At 46.4% G+C, this 17,960-nt stretch carries 13 protein-coding genes; 4 read left to right on the top strand and 9 right to left on the bottom strand.

The features are described from left to right. Positions 1–75 precede the first annotated feature (75 nt). Together R7070_RS06885 and R7070_RS06880 are read left to right on the top strand one after the other, a co-directional pair. Positions 76–1,341 (top strand): DUF1835 domain-containing protein, encoded by a 1,266-nt coding sequence (locus tag R7070_RS06885; RefSeq protein ID WP_158155521.1) that lies wholly within the window; start codon positions 76–78, stop codon positions 1,339–1,341. Between the two features lie 389 nt (positions 1,342–1,730). Then, on the top strand, positions 1,731–3,035 hold the full coding sequence (locus R7070_RS06880) for a dicarboxylate/amino acid:cation symporter (protein ID WP_017820133.1): 1,305 nt from the start codon (positions 1,731–1,733) through the stop codon (positions 3,033–3,035). A gap of 104 nt (positions 3,036–3,139) precedes the next feature. Here the strand turns inward: R7070_RS06880 and R7070_RS06875 are convergent, their stop codons facing one another. From R7070_RS06875 to R7070_RS06860, 4 genes are all read right to left on the bottom strand, one after another. Further along, positions 3,140–3,514: a YkvA family protein gene (locus R7070_RS06875; RefSeq protein WP_047102406.1), complete on the bottom strand. Its 375-nt coding sequence runs from the start codon at positions 3,512–3,514 to the stop codon at positions 3,140–3,142. A gap of 164 nt (positions 3,515–3,678) precedes the next feature. Next, on the bottom strand, positions 3,679–4,803 hold the full coding sequence (locus R7070_RS06870; RefSeq protein WP_047102407.1) for a M20 family metallopeptidase: 1,125 nt from the start codon (positions 4,801–4,803) through the stop codon (positions 3,679–3,681). 9 nt (positions 4,804–4,812) lie between these two features. After that, entirely contained in the window at positions 4,813–5,280 is a 468-nt protein-coding gene (locus R7070_RS06865; RefSeq protein ID WP_005374849.1) for a YjiG family protein, read from the bottom strand. Beyond that, entirely contained in the window at positions 5,280–5,963 is a 684-nt protein-coding gene (locus tag R7070_RS06860; RefSeq protein WP_318141178.1) for a nucleoside recognition domain-containing protein, read from the bottom strand. Before R7070_RS06860 ends, R7070_RS06865 begins: the two co-directional genes overlap by 1 nt. 502 nt (positions 5,964–6,465) lie before the next feature. On the opposite strand from R7070_RS06860, the gene R7070_RS06855 reads away from it, so the two are divergent. Together R7070_RS06855 and R7070_RS06850 are read left to right on the top strand one after the other, a co-directional pair. Continuing rightward, entirely contained in the window at positions 6,466–6,753 is a 288-nt protein-coding gene (locus R7070_RS06855; RefSeq protein WP_049872671.1) for a hypothetical protein, read from the top strand. 96 nt (positions 6,754–6,849) lie between these two features. After that, a complete protein-coding gene (locus R7070_RS06850) occupies positions 6,850–7,566 on the top strand; it encodes a DsbA family protein (RefSeq protein WP_005374842.1) in 717 nt (238 codons plus the stop codon). A gap of 69 nt (positions 7,567–7,635) precedes the next feature. Here R7070_RS06850 and R7070_RS06845 read toward each other — a convergent pair whose 3' ends face one another. The 5 genes from R7070_RS06845 to R7070_RS06825 all read right to left on the bottom strand — a co-directional run bounded on the left by R7070_RS06845 (position 7,636) and on the right by R7070_RS06825 (position 17,915). Continuing rightward, positions 7,636–9,696 (bottom strand): alpha-amylase, encoded by a 2,061-nt coding sequence (locus R7070_RS06845; RefSeq protein ID WP_042522184.1) that lies wholly within the window; start codon positions 9,694–9,696, stop codon positions 7,636–7,638. A gap of 180 nt (positions 9,697–9,876) precedes the next feature. Then, complete coding sequence (mtgA, locus tag R7070_RS06840; RefSeq protein WP_025768637.1) at positions 9,877–10,551, bottom strand: monofunctional biosynthetic peptidoglycan transglycosylase; 675 nt, start codon at positions 10,549–10,551, stop codon at positions 9,877–9,879. 136 nt (positions 10,552–10,687) lie between these two features. Then, positions 10,688–12,880: a 1,4-alpha-glucan branching protein GlgB gene (gene glgB / locus R7070_RS06835; protein WP_411912989.1), complete on the bottom strand. Its 2,193-nt coding sequence runs from the start codon at positions 12,878–12,880 to the stop codon at positions 10,688–10,690. A gap of 283 nt (positions 12,881–13,163) precedes the next feature. Then, positions 13,164–15,344: a 4-alpha-glucanotransferase gene (gene malQ, locus R7070_RS06830; RefSeq protein WP_005374838.1), complete on the bottom strand. Its 2,181-nt coding sequence runs from the start codon at positions 15,342–15,344 to the stop codon at positions 13,164–13,166. Positions 15,345–15,461: 117 nt separating this feature from the next. Next, positions 15,462–17,915 (bottom strand): glycogen/starch/alpha-glucan phosphorylase, encoded by a 2,454-nt coding sequence (locus R7070_RS06825; RefSeq protein WP_005374836.1) that lies wholly within the window; start codon positions 17,913–17,915, stop codon positions 15,462–15,464. Between the last annotated feature and the right edge of the window lie 45 nt (positions 17,916–17,960).

The raw sequence follows: 17,960 nt of genomic DNA, 5'->3' as shown, positions 1-17,960 counted from the left end.
AGCAGGCACAATCTGTTTTTACCTTCTTTTTAGCTTCTATTTAGGCGAGTGTGGAAGAAATAAGAAAGGTGAAATATGAACTCTACAAATAGCTTCTCGATCAATATCAATCAGCAAAAATCCATTGCTAAAAAAAGGCTCAAAGCTATCCGCCTATACGATGACGCCACGTTGGAGTTAGTTAAGCGATTTCACTCCAAACCAGAATCTTTGGCTCCCAATACAATTCAATTGGCTGACGTTCAACATGCACTCGCAAGAGAACTGGGCTTATCCAGTTGGAGTAAACTAAAAGTTCATGTCGAAGAGCTAGAAGCGCACAAACTAGCCATCAAAGAACAAAAACCGCCCCTAGATGCAAAAGTAAAAACGCTACACGTTCGTTGTGGCCACGACATTCAACAACAACTTAAAGCCAGCGGATTTGAAGGGGCATTTTTAGCCCTGATCGATCCGCTTTGTATTGGCCCCATACCTGCAACACCACAGAACTTCCTTGCCATTCGTGCCCAATATGTCGTAGAGACTCTGCTGCCTGTGATGAAGCGTGAAGACTCGGTTCAAGATATAGTCACATTGGAACAATCAAACCTCGATCTGTTGCAAAGTGATGTATTTGAACGAATCGTCTTTTGGGTCGAACATGACAGTTATGATCAATTGATGCTAATTCGTGCTCTAACACAGTTAGAGAATGTAGAGAATAAAGTGATAGAGGTCATTGAGTTGAACCAGTTCCCGGGCACTGAACGATTCATCGGCTTTGGGCAGTTGCCTGAAGAAGCTATTCGTTCTTGTTGGCGATACCGTAAACCTGTGACAGCAAAATTATTCAGTCAGGCTAAACGGTGTTGGCACGCTATTACATCACCGACACCTATTTCCATAGTTAATTTGATTCAGCTGCATAACCTGGATTGCTTGCCCAATATACTCAACGTGCTTAAACGCCATTTGCAAGAGTTACCTAATTCACAAACTGGATTGAGCTTGACACAACACCTCGCACTAAAGGTTTTGAACTCGCAAAATCGTTCAATTCCCATCAAAGATTGGTTTGAGCAATATCAACAACTAGAACCTCTTCCTTACCTAGGAGACGTGATGTTTTACGCGTTACTCCTCCCTCTAGCACAGTGTCAAACACCTTTGATCACGATTGAGTCACGTGAAAGGCACTGGTGGGAACAAAGCGTCCGTATCACTGAGGCTGGCAAGCAGTGTTTGGAAGGCTTAATACGAGCGAAACAATGCTATTGGGTTGGAGGGATTAAAAATACCAGTCAAAGTTATTGGAGCTGGGATCACCTCCAACTAACTACACTTGCCAACCATCATTGAGTTGACAAATATGAAAGCATAACGGGTTCGTTGGCTCTGATGAACACTCAATACTAAATTATCCCTAAAGAAGCGACCGCTAGCCTGAATATAACTTAAATAGTTATGCAGAAATGCATCCACTCAAAGAGAGTATGCACTCTATCTCTTATTAAAATTTATTGTAAATCCTCTTTGTTATCGGTTGTATATTCGATAAAAGTGTTAAAATACAAACTTTTCATCCGGCCAATTCGTTAATATTTGGTTAAAATCCCATTTTTATTAGTGATAAAGTTCACATCTATTAACCATTTAGAGGATTATTCTTTCGTATTTTCTCACTCCGCTGCTAATCTGCTCGCCGCTTTGAAGTGAACTCAAGGTGCATAACTATAAGGAGTGTTCTCATGAATACCAAGAAACCGATGTCGCTTACCAGCCGCGTAATTTTAGGTATGGTTGCGGGTATCTTGACAGGATTTGCAATTCGCACACTTTTTGCCGACAACGGATTTGTCGACGCATACATTGTTAATGGATTATTCGAAGTTGGTGGACAGATCTTCGTTGCCAGCTTAAAAATGCTTGTTGTACCGCTAGTATTTGTTTCGTTAGTTTGTGGTACTAGCTCTCTCAAAGACCTCTCTACACTGGGTCGCATGGGCGGTAAAACCCTCGCTTTCTACGTTACGACAACGGCTATCGCGATTACGCTTGCTCTAACTATGGGTACTCTATTCCAGCCAGGGGCAGGGGCAGATCTAACGGCAGCAAGTTCATTCAAATCAGCCGAAGCGCCATCTTTAGGTCAGGTGATCATCGATATGTTCCCGACCAACCCAATCAGCGCAATGGCAGAAGGTAAAACTCTGCAAGTTATCGTGTTCGCCGTGCTATTCGGTATCGCGATCAGTGCAGCGGGTAAACCAGGCGAACGCATCGCAGCATTCTTCTCTGATCTGAATGAAGTGATCATGAAACTGGTCGCGATTTTGATGAACTTGGCACCTTATGGTGTGTTCTTCTTAATGGCGAAGCTATTTACTGGTCTTGGTCTGGGCGCGATCGTCAATTTGGCAGAGTACTTCTTAGTACTGGCTGGTACGCTTGTCCTACACGGTCTAGTTACTTACAGCTTAATGTTAAAAGGTTTCACAGGTCTAAACCCAATTACGTTCCTACGTAAGATGGAAGACGCGATCATGTTTGCTTTTTCTACAGCATCATCGAACGCGACGATTCCAGTGACAATGGAAACAGCAAAGCACCGCATGGGTGTTGAGAACCGTGTATCATCGTTCACAGTACCACTTGGTGCAACCGTGAACATGGACGGTACGGCGATCATGCAGGGCGTAGCAACTGCGTTTATTGCTCAAGCTTTCAATATTGATTTAACTATGGGCGATTACCTAATGGTTATCATGACGGCAACTCTGGCGTCTATCGGTACCGCAGGTGTTCCTGGTGTGGGTCTTGTCATGCTTGCTATGGTATTGAACCAAGTTGGTCTGCCGCTTGAAGGTATCGCGCTCATCATGGGTGTTGACCGTCTTCTTGATATGATTCGTACCGCGGTAAATATCACTGGTGACAGTGCTGTAACCGTCATCGTTGCGAAATCAGAAGGTGCATTGGATGAAGCTCGCTTCAACGACCCAATGGCAGGCGTAGCCGAAGAAGAAGTGCACCTGAAACGCGCTGACGCCTAAATCGTTCTACGATTACCATCCTGAAATTATATAGTCCTGTCTAAAAGAAAACCCCGATGGAAACATCGGGGCTTTTGTTTTCTCCGCGTCTAGAAATGCTCTTTCTAATCCACCATCGAATTCAGCTTTTCTCTCGCTTGTTCTTCATGCTCGTCGGTGATGGCATTGCCGACCGAGTTCGCCGCCAGAGTCAGTGCCGCCATATCATCGGTAAAACCGACGCCAGCTAGTACGTCTGGCACCATATCTGTTGGTAGGACGAAGTAAGCCAGCGCGCCACCTAAAATAGCCTTGTGGCGAACAGAGGTGTTGGAATCTGCCATCGCGAGCCATGATTTTATGCCCATTACGGCAATTTCTTCACCCGCTTTCTTAACCGACCCTTTCATTTTTCGCCAGAATGTTTTCTCATCTGGCGCTTGCATCGTTTGATCTTTGGCGTCTTTCGGCGCCGATTTTACAGACATTGTTGTGGTCATCGTTGCCTCCGAAATTTATGACTGTGGCCAACATATTAATAAATCGAACCTGAACGCAAGATTAATAACAAGAAATGATAGTAAAGTGAAACAAAAACACAGATAGAAAATCCCCAAACCGAAGTCTGGGGATCGTGATGTTGGGAACTAAGTTGTCGAGTGCACTACTGAGCTATCTTCTCCAGTACACGCATCAGCATTTTGATTCGCGGTTCGATAGACTCAAGCAACAAGTACTCTTGATCGCTGTGGAAGCCCGCACCGATAGGTCCTAGACCATCCAAAGTTGGAACGCCAAGAATCGCCGTATTGTTTGCATCAGAGCCGCCACCGACTTCTTTCCAGTTGATGTCGATCGCCAGTTCACTTGCCGCTTCTTCAACTAATGTCATTAAGCTTTCTGTTTGTGGGCTTGGCACCATAGAAGGCTTATACGCTTCACGAACCAACTCAATGCTCACGCCATCAACGAATGGTGTTTCCAGCATGCCGTTTAGCTTGCTATCGACATCATCGTATTCTTCGTTGCTCCAGAAACGCACATCCACGATCGCTTCAGCGTGCTCAGGGACGATGTTCGCTCCGTTGCCACCAGAAACAATACCGACATTCAGCGTGGTACCAGATTCAAAGTTGGTCATTGCATTGACTGCTAGAATCCAATTCGCCATCTCAGTGATTGCGCTGCGGCCATTTTCTGGCTCGTTCCCTGCGTGAGCAGCAACGCCATTAAAGGTCATTTTGTAGCGAGCCATGCCTTTACGCGCTTTCACTAAACCACCGTCTGCACGTGCCGCTTCTGCAACCAGTACATTCTTAGCGTTTTTCGCTACTGATTGAATCCAATCCACAGAGTCCAGAGAGCCCGTCTCTTCATCTGGGTTCATGCAGATAGCGATAGACAGCTTATCCAACACCGCTTGGTCTAGATTGCGCATCGCGTATACGATGTTGAGCAAGCCAGATTTCATGTCCGAGACGCCCGGACCGTAGGCTTTCTCTACATCTTGAGACATTGGACGAAGCTCAGCAGTACCCACAGGGAACACGGTATCCATATGACCAATCAGCATCACGTCGATTTGCTCAGCTTCCGGCTTATTTCGAACTTCAAGACCGATGCCCGCTCTGCCACAGTCGATGCGTTTTACGCTCCAACCTGACATCGCTTGGTACTTCTCTTCAAATTGAGAAGCGATAAACTCGATACCATCAGTAGTGTAAGTACCACAATCCACATTGATTAGCGGACGTAGCTCTTCTAGATATTCATTTAGAGAGAATTGCATGATTCACTCCTAGACAAACAGATTCATCACCAGCATTGCGCCAAACGCGTTCAATACTGAGATCGCAATCATAACTGGGATGTAACGACCTTCAGTACCAATTGGGCCCATGATACGACCCATGTACTGAACTTGAGAGCCCATTAGGTAGATAGCAGGTGCAAGAATCGCAATGTGCGTACCGTTTAGGATGCCTTGGTCAAACAGCGTGATAACCACACCCACTGCGCCGCCCATCGACATCCAAGCGCCGATAAGAACAGCAGCCGCTTCACCAGGAAGGCCAAACACCGCCATGATTGGAGAAAACACCGTGCCCATCAGATCCAGCGCGCCAGTGATTTGCAGCGCTTTGATGATAACGAACGCCATCAATACGTTAGGAACCGTAGAGGTAGTCGCAATTACCCAACCTTTCTTAGCACCTTCGACGAAGATATCCGTCACCATTGGTTTTTTCGCTTTAACGTCACCCATTATGCCGTCTCCTCTTTTAGGTTCTCTGATTTGTTTTGGTCTTGTTTGTCTTCTTTACCTTCCGTCATGTTCAGGTAAATACGGAACAGGTTTGCACCGATGATCTTGAATGCGAACATCACCACAACCGCTAAACCAATAGAAGACGTGACCGCTAGAGAGCCGTCAGCCATCGTCAATGTGAACAGCACAGCACCTGATGAGAAGAAGTTCACGATGGTCGCACCTGCAGTAAACTGGAACATGGTAAATACGTCCGTTTCACGCTTAGTTAGGTGACCTTCATCTTTTAGCTGACGCGTCATCGCCGCGCCCGCGTCGGTACTTTGTAGAGAAGCAATTAAAGCCAGACCAGAGTTACCAGGGATGCCCATTAGAGGACGTAGAAGAGGAGTAAGAAGCTTACGAGCTGCTTCAAGTGCACCGTAGTGCTCAAGTACGTTGATCATACCTAAGGCGAACATAACAGTTGGAATCAAAGTAAGTGCGAAAATGAAACCGTCGCGAGCACCGCTACCACCAGTACCGCGAAGCGACGTTGTTGCAACTTGCACACCGTCAGCCGTTTCGGTGACACCATACGCCACCTTGCCGAAAGAGCCATTGAGCGTTGTAAAATCGAATACACCGTACCATTCGCTAGATTGCATCAGGCCAGAAAAGAACACGACCGCAAACGCCAGAGCAACTTAGCACCCCAGTGTAACTTTACGCTCAGTTTGAACAGGAATTTTCATAACATTACCTACACATGTGGAACTTAACACATATGTTCACCTGAATAATGTGCTAGAGAGATGATCAAAATCAATCCGCCTGCCGAACATTATCGCGACTCAGTTATGAAGTTTTGTTTTATGATTCCAATCACAATTGAAAGATAATAAAAATTTGTGCTAACAATTAGGTATATTAATCTATGTCGATAGCTCACGACTTCTTCATCAACTCAACAAATGATTCTGACGAATATTGCTTTCTACAACATTCATGACGTACTTCATACTTTGGCATTGAGGCAATATCGATTAACTCGAAAGTAACATTCAGCCACGAAATTTAGGTTAGGATGGCCCGGTCATATGTAAACGGCATAAACCAGAATTAACAGGACTATACGACCCATTGTTACGCTCACAATATAAAATAGCCAAATGGACACTCGCCCTCGTGCTTTGGGTGGTGATGATATGCTTAAGCCAAAATTCTGGTTTCTCGAAAAGCTGCCCGAAGGCTCACCAAATACAGAGTCAGCAAGATGAAAGCGTGAATTTATCACCATCTTGCGACCTTTCAGAAAAGCTGGTTCAAGCTTACCAACATCAGTTTGATCATATTCTTATTCCATTTTTTCTGTTTGCTTTGATTGTGGCGCTGCCGATGACAACCACAGCAATTCGCTATCTGGAATACACAGAACCGATACCGGAAAAGTATCGGGTTCACCTAAAACTTTGCGTGTTTAGAGAATAAAGCCAGCAAGGCGAGAGACCTTTCGGCCTGACTTTTGTACATATTTTATTCACTTCACATAACAAACAACGAAATTTAAAAGTTTTAGGAAATATTATGACATTCACTCGTACACTTTTGGCGTTAACGATGGCTATCGTACCTGCCGTATCTTTCGCATCAGAAAAGACCGCAGAACAAAAGCTAGAGGAAGTTACTCAGATACTAAAAGAAAACCCTCAAATTCTTGATTCATTGCACCAAAACCTTCAAGAGTACATTGCGTATCAACAGTCATTTGGCGACACCTTGAAGGAGGTTCGTCAATATCTAAGTGATGGCAAACATTCCTCTTTTGGTGCTGAAAACCCTGAGTTAACCATTATTAACGTAACAGACTATAGCTGCCCTTTTTGTAAACGTTTAGAAGGAGAGCTGGTCAAAGTTGGTAAGGAATATCCGCAGGTAAAAGTGCTTAACCTCAATGTCTCTTTTAAAGAACAATACGAGAAAAACGGCTACAACTCGGCAAGTTACGCATTAAATGTTTGGCAAAACCAGCGAGATAAGTACGAACAAGTGCATGAGTTATTGGTGAAAAAACCGGGCGCACATGACGCACGTTCCTTAAATCAAATAGCGAAAAAAACGGGGACAGAAGCACAGCTTGTCGACGACAAAGAGACCAAGGCGTTGCTTGATAAAAACTATCAGTATTTCACGCAACTTGGTTTACGCGGCACGCCCGCGTTGATCATTAATGATCAAGTCATTCCTGGCTATGTGCCGTTTGACGAGCTAGAAAAAGTCATCGACCAAGAACTGGCGAACTAATACAACAAAGCCCTTCCCTGATAACTCAAGGAAGGGCTTTTTCTATCTAGGCTTAAAACGAAGTTCTAACTACTTGTCGCGACCCACAAACGCCACAACGACTTTGTCATTGCCAAGCGAGCGAGAGAACACGTACGCGCCTTCTTGTTCAATTACTTGATGCTGACCCGCACCAATCGCTGGGTGCGCTTTACGGAACTGACCAAGAGTTTGCCAGTGTTTGAGCAGCGCTTGCTTCTCATCAGATAGCTTCCATACCATGTCAGAACGAGTGCCTTGGTGGAAATCGTCCGCGTAAGGACCAATGTTACGACCAACTTCATCACCATAATAAACCTGAACAGCACCAGGACTCAAAAGCAGTGCATTCGCGGCGTTACGCTGCATACCGTAATCTTTGAAGCGAGAGAAGAACAGCTCGGTATCGTGAGAAGACATGTAGCTCACAGGGTTAAAGTCTTTCTCATTGGCGATAGTGTCCGCATAGCTTTGGTAAGTGTCTGCCATTTGGCTGAAACACGCCGCGCCTTTGTCTAACTTCTTCTGCATATCGAAGTTAATCAACGCATCAAAGCCGTCGTCGAAGTAAGGGCTGCGATATGCGGTATGTCCCCATACTTCACCCATCATCCAGAATGGCTGACCTGACTTACCGTTCTCTTTACGCCACTGCTCAAGGCTGCTTGATGCCTCTTCTTTCAAGCGTTTCCACACATCGCCTTCAACGTGCTTCACCGTGTCGACACGGTAACCATCAATACCAAAGCGTTTCACCCAATCAGTTTGCCACTCAATTAGGTAGTCCGAGACGGTGTAATTATCACGCTCCTCAACGCGAGTGCCAGGGTTATCCAATAGCCATTGAGCTGGCTTCACGGCTTTGTCTGATTCAGTGATAAAGTCTGGCAAACCCGCCAATGACATGGTGATATCACTGCTGCCCGGAACTGGGTATCCCGGTAGACCTGTTCTTACCCAGTCACCGCCCCACCATTTCGCCCAGTTTGGACTCTGGTAATCAATATTCTGGTGGTAGCTATGCCAGTTTTCGCCCGCTTTTGGTTTCCAATCCCCCCATTTCTTAGGTAGGTCAGCGTTTGGTTTTAACACCTCAATACCGTCAAATTGCAAATCGGCTAACGTTGAGTAACCAGTGTGGTTGATTACTGCGTCCATCAAGACTTTAAGGCCACGTTTATGTGCCTCTTCCACCAGCTTTTTAAGATCAGCTTCGTTACCGAAGTTCTCATCAATCTTGGTAAAGTCACGCGTCCAGTAACCGTGGTAAGCGTAGAATGGGAATGAGCCGCTATCGCCGCCACCCACAAAGCCGTGTACTTGCTCAACGATTGGCGACAACCAAATCGCATCGGTACCTAGGCTCTTTATGTAATCTAGCTTTTCGATCACACCTTTTAGGTCACCACCGTGAAAGGTACCAATCTCTTCTTTACCGTCTTTCTTGCGACCATAGCTGTTGTCATTGCTCGTATCAGCATTATTGAAACGGTCGACCATCACGAAGTAAATGTTGGCATTGCGGTAATCAAACGGCACTGCTTCTTTGGTTTTCTTCACTGGCTCTAGTAGCACCAAACCGCCTGAATCTTTGCTTGGTGTCAGCGATACTTGCTGATCTTTTACTTCGACCATCTGACCAGAATAGGCATCACGCAACTTGGTGCCATCGGGGAAACTGTCACCCAGCGCGATGGTGACTTCGCCGCCTTGGTAAACCTCACATTGCACTTGTGGGATTGGGCGTTTAAATTCTGTCTTGGCAGCTTTCTTAGGCTCTCGCTTGAAGCGTAGAGTTTTGGCTTCCGCATCAAAAGCAAAAGAGTAATCGCCAGTAAAACGGATTTTTAAAGGCAGTTCTGTTGGCTTTCCACAGTTCAGCGCGATAGGTTTGTTGAATTTGACCTTCTGACCATCAGGCGCGACACAGTCGCCTTCAATACCCGTGATTTTGAGCGTGTATCCGTCTTTGGTTAAGGGCACAACCAAAGGCTGCTCTGCACTTAACGGAAAGTCACGGCTGTTGGTCGTGGTAGCAATGGTGATGTTTGGCTCGGCGATGGCACTTGCCGATGCAAGCAATAAGGTAGTCGTAATCAGATTCAGTTTCATCGTTCAGTCCATTGGTTGCGCATAGGCGCAGTATTCGTGTTGTAGTTTTATTCACACTAATAGTAAATGGATGAAAAACTGAGCACATCATTCTGAAAGGCTACGCCCTAAAGCTTGTGACGCTTCACATTTTGCTTTTATGGGGGCGTAGTTCTACTTATGAGCAGGGTAAAAAGGAGTTTAAAGCTGAATGCTACCAAGGTTACGCATTTGTCTCATCGCCCAATTGACGCGGCTGATGGTGTAAGAAGTCTGAGGGTAAACTTTGATGCGATACGGATTTGGCAGCACCACCGCAAGCCTTGCTGCTTGGCGTGTTGAAAGTTGTTTAGCAGGAATACCAAAGTAGTTTTGCGCAGCGGCTTCCGCGCCATAAATACCTGGACCAAACTCCACCACATTCAAATACACTTCAAGAATGCGTTTTTTACTCCACATTGCTTCCATCAGCAGAGCAAAATAAAGCTCATACGCTTTGCGCACATAAGAGTGTGAAGGAAACAGAAACACGTTCTTTGCAGTTTGCTGAGTAATCGTGCTCGCACCGCGAGAGGGACCGTTCTCGCCAGACTCTGAGATCACTTTAAACAAGGAATCAAAATCCACTCCGTAATGGGTCGGGAACTTTTGATCTTCTGTCGCAATCACGGCCAGTTGAATGTGTTTAGAAATATCACTCAAAGGCACCCATTCATTTTGACTCTCTTCAGGAAATCCTTCAGGAGGAGAAATCATGCGGCTGATCTTCCATCCCCAAATTGGTGGATCGATGTATTTCACTATGCCAACGAGCATCACTGGTAAAAGCAAAAGCACCAATAAGATATTGAACAGAAGGGATTTAATCTTTCTCAAAGTCCGACCTAGCCTGATTTAACAAAACAATATGATGCAAGTATAGAGTATGCAGTCTGTTTATCGTTAGTGAAAACTTGGTCAAAAAAAGCCCGATTTACAATGTAAAACGGGCTTAGAATTTGATTAGACTAAATTATTTGTGCAGCTTGTAGAACACGGTTGAAAGTGGAGGCAAACGAAGCTCAAGTGATTGAGGCAGTGATTCACTTTCAACTTTTTCCGTTTTCACACTGGTCAGCACTTTAAAATCGCTGCCGCCGTATTTGCTGTCGTCTGTATTCAGTAGCAGTTCGTATTGACCTGCATTTGGAACGCCTAAACGAAAGCGCTCGTGTGGTACGGGCGTAAAGTTGGTGATGATCAGAATACGCTCACCTTCTTTACTAATACGCTCGTGCGCTAGGATGCTCGCATCCGCTTCGTCTTGTAGACGCCACTCAAAACCAGCAGGAACACAATCTTGATCGTGCATCGCCGCTTCATTTCGGTACAAGTGGTTCAAATCTCGCATCAGCTTTTGAACGCCTTGATGACGCTCGTATTCTAGCAAGAACCATTGCAACTGATCATCGTGGTTCCACTCAGCCGTTTGACCGATTTCCGCGCCCATGAAGTTCAGCTTTTTGCCCGGTTGACCATACATATAACCGTAGTATGCTCTTAGGTTTGCGGTTTGCTGCCATTCATCGCCCGGCATCTTGTTGTGAATAGAGCCTTTGCCGTACACCACCTCGTCGTGAGAGAGAGACAAGACGTAGTTCTCGCTGTGCGCATAAACCAGCGGAAATGTGATGGTATTGTGGTGGTATTTGCGGTGAACAGGATCTTCTTTGATGTATGAAAGACTGTCGTGCATCCACCCCATATTCCACTTGAAGCCAAAGCCTAAACCACCCATAAAGGTTGGCGCAGACACACCCGGAAACGCCGTTGACTCTTCCGCAATCGTCATCGCATTCGGGAAGTGCTTGTACACTTCTTCGTTCATCCATTTTAAGGTTGCGATTGCGTCGTAGTTTTCGTTGCCACCATCAACGTTCGGGACCCACTGATCGTGGCTACGTGAATAATCGAGATAGAGCATCGACGCAACAGCATCGACACGAATGCCATCAATATGGAATTGTTCAAACCAGTACAGCGCATTCGAGACAAGGAAGCGACGTACATGTTCACGGCCTAAATCGTAAATGTAGGAGTTCCAATCTTGGTGCCAACCGCGACGAGGATCTGGATCATGGAACAGAGGCGTACCATCAAAGTTAGCTAAACCATGATCATCCGATGGGAAATGCGCAGGAACCCAATCCAGCACTACACCGATACCAGCTTGGTGACACGCATCCACGAAGAATTTGAAATCATCAGGTGAGCCAAAACGGCTAGTTGGTGCAAACAAGCCAACAGGTTGATAGCCCCATGAACCATAGAATGGATGCTCAGACACAGGCATCAGCTCAACGTGGGTGTAGCCCATATCCACAAGGTATGGCACCAACTGCTCCGCGAGTTCGCGGTAGTTCAGGAAATCACCGTTCTCGTCGCGCTTCCATGATCCAGCATGTAGCTCGTAAAACGATAACGCTTCATCACACTTTTGTGTCACTGCACGGTTTTGCCATTTCGCATCTTGCCATTGGTAACGCTTGTGATCGTAGGTAATGGATGCGAACGATGGGTATTGCTCAGAGCAGAAACCCCAAGGGTCTTGTTTGTGTGGCAACCCTTCCCCATTTGGCCCTTTGAGCTCAAATTTGTATTGTACCCCCTCTTCCAAACCAGGAATGAATAGGCCCCAGATACCGTAGTCTAAGCGTTGCATTGGATGACGACGGCCATCCCATTGGTTGAAGCAACCCACAAGGCTAACAGCAGATGCATGTGGTGCATAAACAAGGAAACGCACACCAGAGATGTTTTCACCGCCACGCTCTAGCGTGACAAAGTGCGCGCCCATGTAGTGATACATGTCTTTTGGCGTATGCAGATGCTCGTACTCTTGGTAGATATTGTGGTACTGGTACGGGTCATCAATAATTTGTTCAACACCATTCCAATCGACCGCTAAACGGTAGTGGGTCAGGTGTAAATCGCGTTGTTCTTTTAAGATGAAACCGCTGTCGCCATCACGCTCAAGCGCCACGCGAGGTTCACCATTAACAAGCAGTTCAACCTTGTTTGCGCCCGGCATCCAAACTCTCAGCGAAGCTTCGTCGTCAATGAATGGACCCAGCGCCGCAAATGGATCTGAGTAAGCCGCCTCAGCAAGCAGTTCGTATGCGCGTTCGTGTTGTTTCTTTATTTTCTTGGTTTTGGTGGTTTTCAAATCTTTCTCCCTAGAGCCAACATCCTTTTCAAGACCAGAGATCTGAATCAAACATCGGTTTCTCCACAGCCAACGTTGTGAACTCACAAAAAGACTCCGCTTCTCACGTTCGTTGCGTAAACGGCGTCAAAATACAAAAATGCCCGCTATTGTCGCGGGCATAATAACGGTACTTCATCCTAACGGATTGTGTTTTAGGAATGAGTGACCTAGACGGAACTTTCGTACCTCTGAGCTAACAAAATTGGTAATCAGCTCGTCCATCTACGTCACTCTAGGCATCTTACTTACTCGCCTGTGCGCGAACTTCAGTAAGGCGTTTAGAAATACGATTCACATCTTCACGGCTGAAGATTTCATCTAGGTTCATCGACAATTTACGACGCCAGTTTGGATACTCATCCACCGTACCAGGAATATTGACAGGTTGATCCATTTCTAGCCAGTCTTCAAGCTGAACGCTAAGCAGTGCAGAGTCACCCGCGGCTACGTGCAGTTGCAGCGCTTCGCTTAGGTATGAATCCATTGGCACGTACTGAGCATCATGACCAATGCCTTCTGGCAGATAGCCATGCCAGCGAACACTGTCTAGAATGCCTTGTTTGCACTTCAAGCGGTCAGCGAATAGGCCTTCCAACTGCTGCTCATCAGGGTACAGACCAATCTCACGCCCCATCTTCAAGTCATCACAGTGCCAGAAACCGCGTAGTGTTGGCATATCGTGCGTACACAGCGCAGCCATAGACTGCTCAGCGTAGTGCTTCGGAGAAATAAAACCGCCGTCGTCTTTTGATGTTTCGAAGAAGAAGACTTTGTACGAATGCACACCCGCATCACGAAGGATATCAACGATTTCATCAGGTACAGTACCCAAGTCTTCACCGATTACAGAACACTGATGACGGTGAGATTCCAACGCTAGGATTGCTAGCATGTCTTCAACTGGGTAGTACAGGTATGCGCCTTCTGTCGCTTTCTCGCCTTTTGGAATCCACCAAAGGCGAAGCAGGCCAAGTACGTGGTCGATACGCAATGCACCACAATGCTTCATGTTAGCACGTAGCAATTTGATGTAAGCGTCGTAGCCAGTCGCTTCTAAAACCTGAGGGTTAAGCGGAGGCAGACCCCAGTTTTGGCCTAGTGGACCAAGTACATCTGGTGGTGCACCGATGCTTGCATCCAATACTAGCGCGCCTTCATCAGCCCATGTTTCACTACCAGAATCAGCAACACCAACCGCAAGGTCACGGTATAAACCCACAGCCATGCCTTTTTCTTCGGCTAGCGCTTGCGCTTCTTTGATTTGATCGTCTGCGATCCATTGCAGGTACATGTACAAGTGAACACGATCTTGGTTGTCCTTAATGTACTTCTGAGTACCAGCTGCGTCGAATGTGCGGTATTTCTCAGGGAATACAGGCCAACCCCACATGTTTGCATCTTCTGCATGTAAATCAGCATGAAGTGCATCGAATGCAGCTTGATGTAGCAAGCTGTCGCCGCCTTTTTCAACAAAGTCCAAGAAGGCACGAGCGCGATCGGTGTTCTTGTCTAAATGGCGAGCTTTAAACTCACTGAATAGCAGCGGAAGAACGCTCATTTTTAGTTGCGAAACTTCGGTGTAATTCACCCAATGAGAGTCTCGCGCTTTTTGTAAACGTTGTTGGAACTCTGCGCTACCAACACGCTGTTGTGCTTCTGCACTTAGCGCGAATTCAGGTACAGAGCTTACGTCGATGTACATGATGTTCAACCAACGACGAGAAGACGGGCTGTATGGGCTTGCCCCTTCTGGATTCGCAGGGAACAGCGAGTGAATAGGGTTCAAGCCAATGAAGTCACCGCCACGAGAGGCAATATCACTCACCAGTTGTTTTAGGTCGCCAAAATCACCGATGCCCCAGTTATGCTGAGTACGCAGTGTGTAAAGCTGGATACTAGGACCCCATAGCTTTTTGTGTTGGTTTAGATCGTCTTGTTTGAAACACGCTTTCGGCGTAATGATCAATGACATCTCGTAAGGTGTTTTACGACGCTTACGACTGATGATCAGTTTGTGATAACCCCAAGCCAAGTTCTTTGGCAATGCAAACACTAGAGGGCCACCCTCAGCACGCTCATCACGAACAATTTGGGACTGAAGATAGCCTTCAAGTACCTCTCCTTGTTCTGTTTCTAAACGCCAGCTGAATTCACTCTCACGAGCACTCGTACCTAGGTTTAGTTCCACTTCGACTGGTTCGCCGTCGCGTAAAACAAGAACAGGGGCTAGTACGTCTTTTTTATGTTTCTTTTCAGCAGAAGCCAGTAGTTTTTCATCACTGCTAGTATCGTAGCCAAGCGAAGCGAGCAAGCGGCGTAGCGTCTCCTCAGACACTTTAGCCTCATCTCCCCAAGCACTGACATAGCTATCAGCCAATCTCGCCATTTCCGCGACTTTCTTTAATGCTGTTTGTTCTTTCATCGCTTTCTCCGAAGGTAATACCAACACCTTCCATGTAGGGTTTTATTGTTATCAATAACTTCTTTTGGAAAATGACCAAAGGTAGCGCTTGGCTACCTTGGTCTTAACTAGGTTCTATTAGCGTTTCACCGCTTCAAGTTTCCAGATATTGTTCACGTAGTCTCGGATTGAGCGGTCTGACGTGAACTTGCCAACAAGGGCGGTATTAAGAATGGCCTTCTTCGCCCAGCCAGCTTGATCTTTATATTGTTCGCTCATGTCTTCGTGCGCTTTCACATACGATGCGAAGTCCGCAAGACATAGGTATGGGTCACCGCCATCCAGCAGGCTATCGTACGTTGCACGTAGTAGGCCCGGTTGACCTGGAGTGAATTCTTCACCCAGTAGTAGGTCCATGGACGCTTTGAGTAAGTGATCCGCATTGTAGTAATCAAATGGGTTATAACCTTGAGCTTTCAGCGCTTTCACACCTTCAACATCTAGACCGAAGATATAGATGTTCTCATCGCCTACTTCCTCACGAATCTCAACGTTTGCACCATCCATTGTACCGATAGTTAGCGCACCGTTTAGCGCCATCTTCATGTTACCTGTACCTGATGCTTCTTTACCCGCTAGCGAGATTTGTTGAGAAACGTCAGCCGCAGGGATAATGATTTCAGCCATGCTCACGCGGTAGTCAGGGATGAATACCACTTTCAGCTTGTTACCGATGCGAGGATCGTTGTTCACCTTGTCTGCAATCTTATTGATTGCGAAGATGATTTCTTTCGCTAGGTGGTAACCCGGTGCTGCTTTTGCTGCGAAGAACACAACGCGTGGCGTACACTCAAAACCTGGTTCATTAAGAATACGGTGGTACAGAGACAGTACGTGTAGCAAGTCTAGATGCTGACGTTTGTACTCGTGCAGACGCTTGATTTGAACATCGAAGATTGCATTAGTATCGAGCTCGATACCCATGTTCTCTTTCACCCAAGTTGCTAGGCGTTCTTTGTTCTCTTTCTTCACTGCCATGAATTCTTTTTGGAATGTCGCGTCAGTAGCGTACTTCGCAATACCTTCAAGTTGCTCTAGTTTCGCTGGCCATTCTGGGCCGACTTTCTCAGTGATAAGCTGAGACAGACCTGGGTTACAGAACTTCAACCAGCGACGTGGCGTAATACCGTTCGTTACGTTGTGTAGACGTGTCGGGTACATTTCGTGGAACTCTGGGAATAGGTCTTTCTTAACCAATTCAGAGTGAAGTGCTGCTACACCGTTTACTGCGTAAGAGCCGATTACACATAGGTTTGCCATGCGAACCATGCGGTGGAAACCTTCTTCGATGATAGAAAGCTTCTGTTGCTTCGCGACATCACCCGGCCACATTGCACGTACGTCTTGTAGGAAGCGGTGGTTGATCTCGTAAATGATCTCCATGTGACGTGGTAGCAGGTGCTGGATTAGCGACTCTGGCCATGTCTCTAGTGCTTCTGGAAGTAGCGTGTGGTTGGTGTACGCAAATGTCTTAGAGCTGATTTCCCAAGCCGCTTCCCAAGCTAAACCTTTTTCATCCATCAGGATGCGCATTAGTTCAGGAATCGCAATCGTTGGGTGTGTATCGTTAAGCTGGATAGTCTCTTGCTTAGGTAGATCCGCTAGCGAGTAGCCCGCAGCTTCGTGGCGACGTAGGATGTCACGTACAGACGCTGCTGAGTGGAAGTACTGCTGCATTAGACGCAGTGTTTTACCTTTCTCGTGGTTGTCATTCGGGTAAAGCACTTTAGTGATGTTACCTGCGTCGATCAGTGCGTGCTGAGCTTCGAAGTAATCACCATTGTTAAAGCTTGCTAGTGAGAATGGTGCAATCGCCTGACATTCCCAAAGACGTAGCGGGTAAACCGTGTCTGATTCGTAACCCACAATTGGCAGATCCCAAGGCATTGCTCTTACTGTCATGCCTGGTACCCATTTGCGAACTTCTTTACCGTTCTCGTTAATCACTTCAACGTGACCGTAGAAACCGATCTCTTGCGCAAGTTCTGGACGCGCAATTTCCCAGGGGTAGCCCTCTACACCGCGCCATGCGTCAGGTGCTTCTTGCTGGCGACCATCTTTGAATGACTGTTTAAATAGACCGTATTCGTAATGTAAACCATAGCCGACAGTTGGGAATTCTTGTGCCGCACATGAATCCATGAAACACGCAGCCAGACGACCAAGGCCACCGTTACCCAATGATGGGTCGCGCTCTTCTTCTAGCAGATCAGTTAGGTTGTAACCTAGTTCAGCCATTGCTTCTGTTACTTGTTCGTACAGACCCATGCTGATTAGGTTGTTACCAGTCAAACGACCGATAAGGAATTCTAGCGAAAGGTAGTTAACGCTCTTCGCACTTTTAATGCGCGGATCTTCTTCTGTCGCAAGCAAATCTAGAGTAGTAAATTCAGCCAGAGCATGCCCCATTGCTAGGTACCATGCTCGGCTGTCTGCGTTTTCAATCGTATGAGCGTAAGTTACAGATAGGTGTTTCTTTACGCTTTCTTGGAACGACTTCTTGTCAAATTGTTTTTGTTGAGTAGGTTTCATTACGAAATTCTCACGTCTTTTGGTAATTCATCTGCCATACATCGT

It is taken from the genome of Vibrio sp. 1557 (assembly GCF_033340175.1).
GTDB classification, from domain to species: domain Bacteria; phylum Pseudomonadota; class Gammaproteobacteria; order Enterobacterales; family Vibrionaceae; genus Vibrio; species Vibrio alginolyticus.
This window is presented reverse-complemented; position numbering and strand designations above follow the sequence as displayed.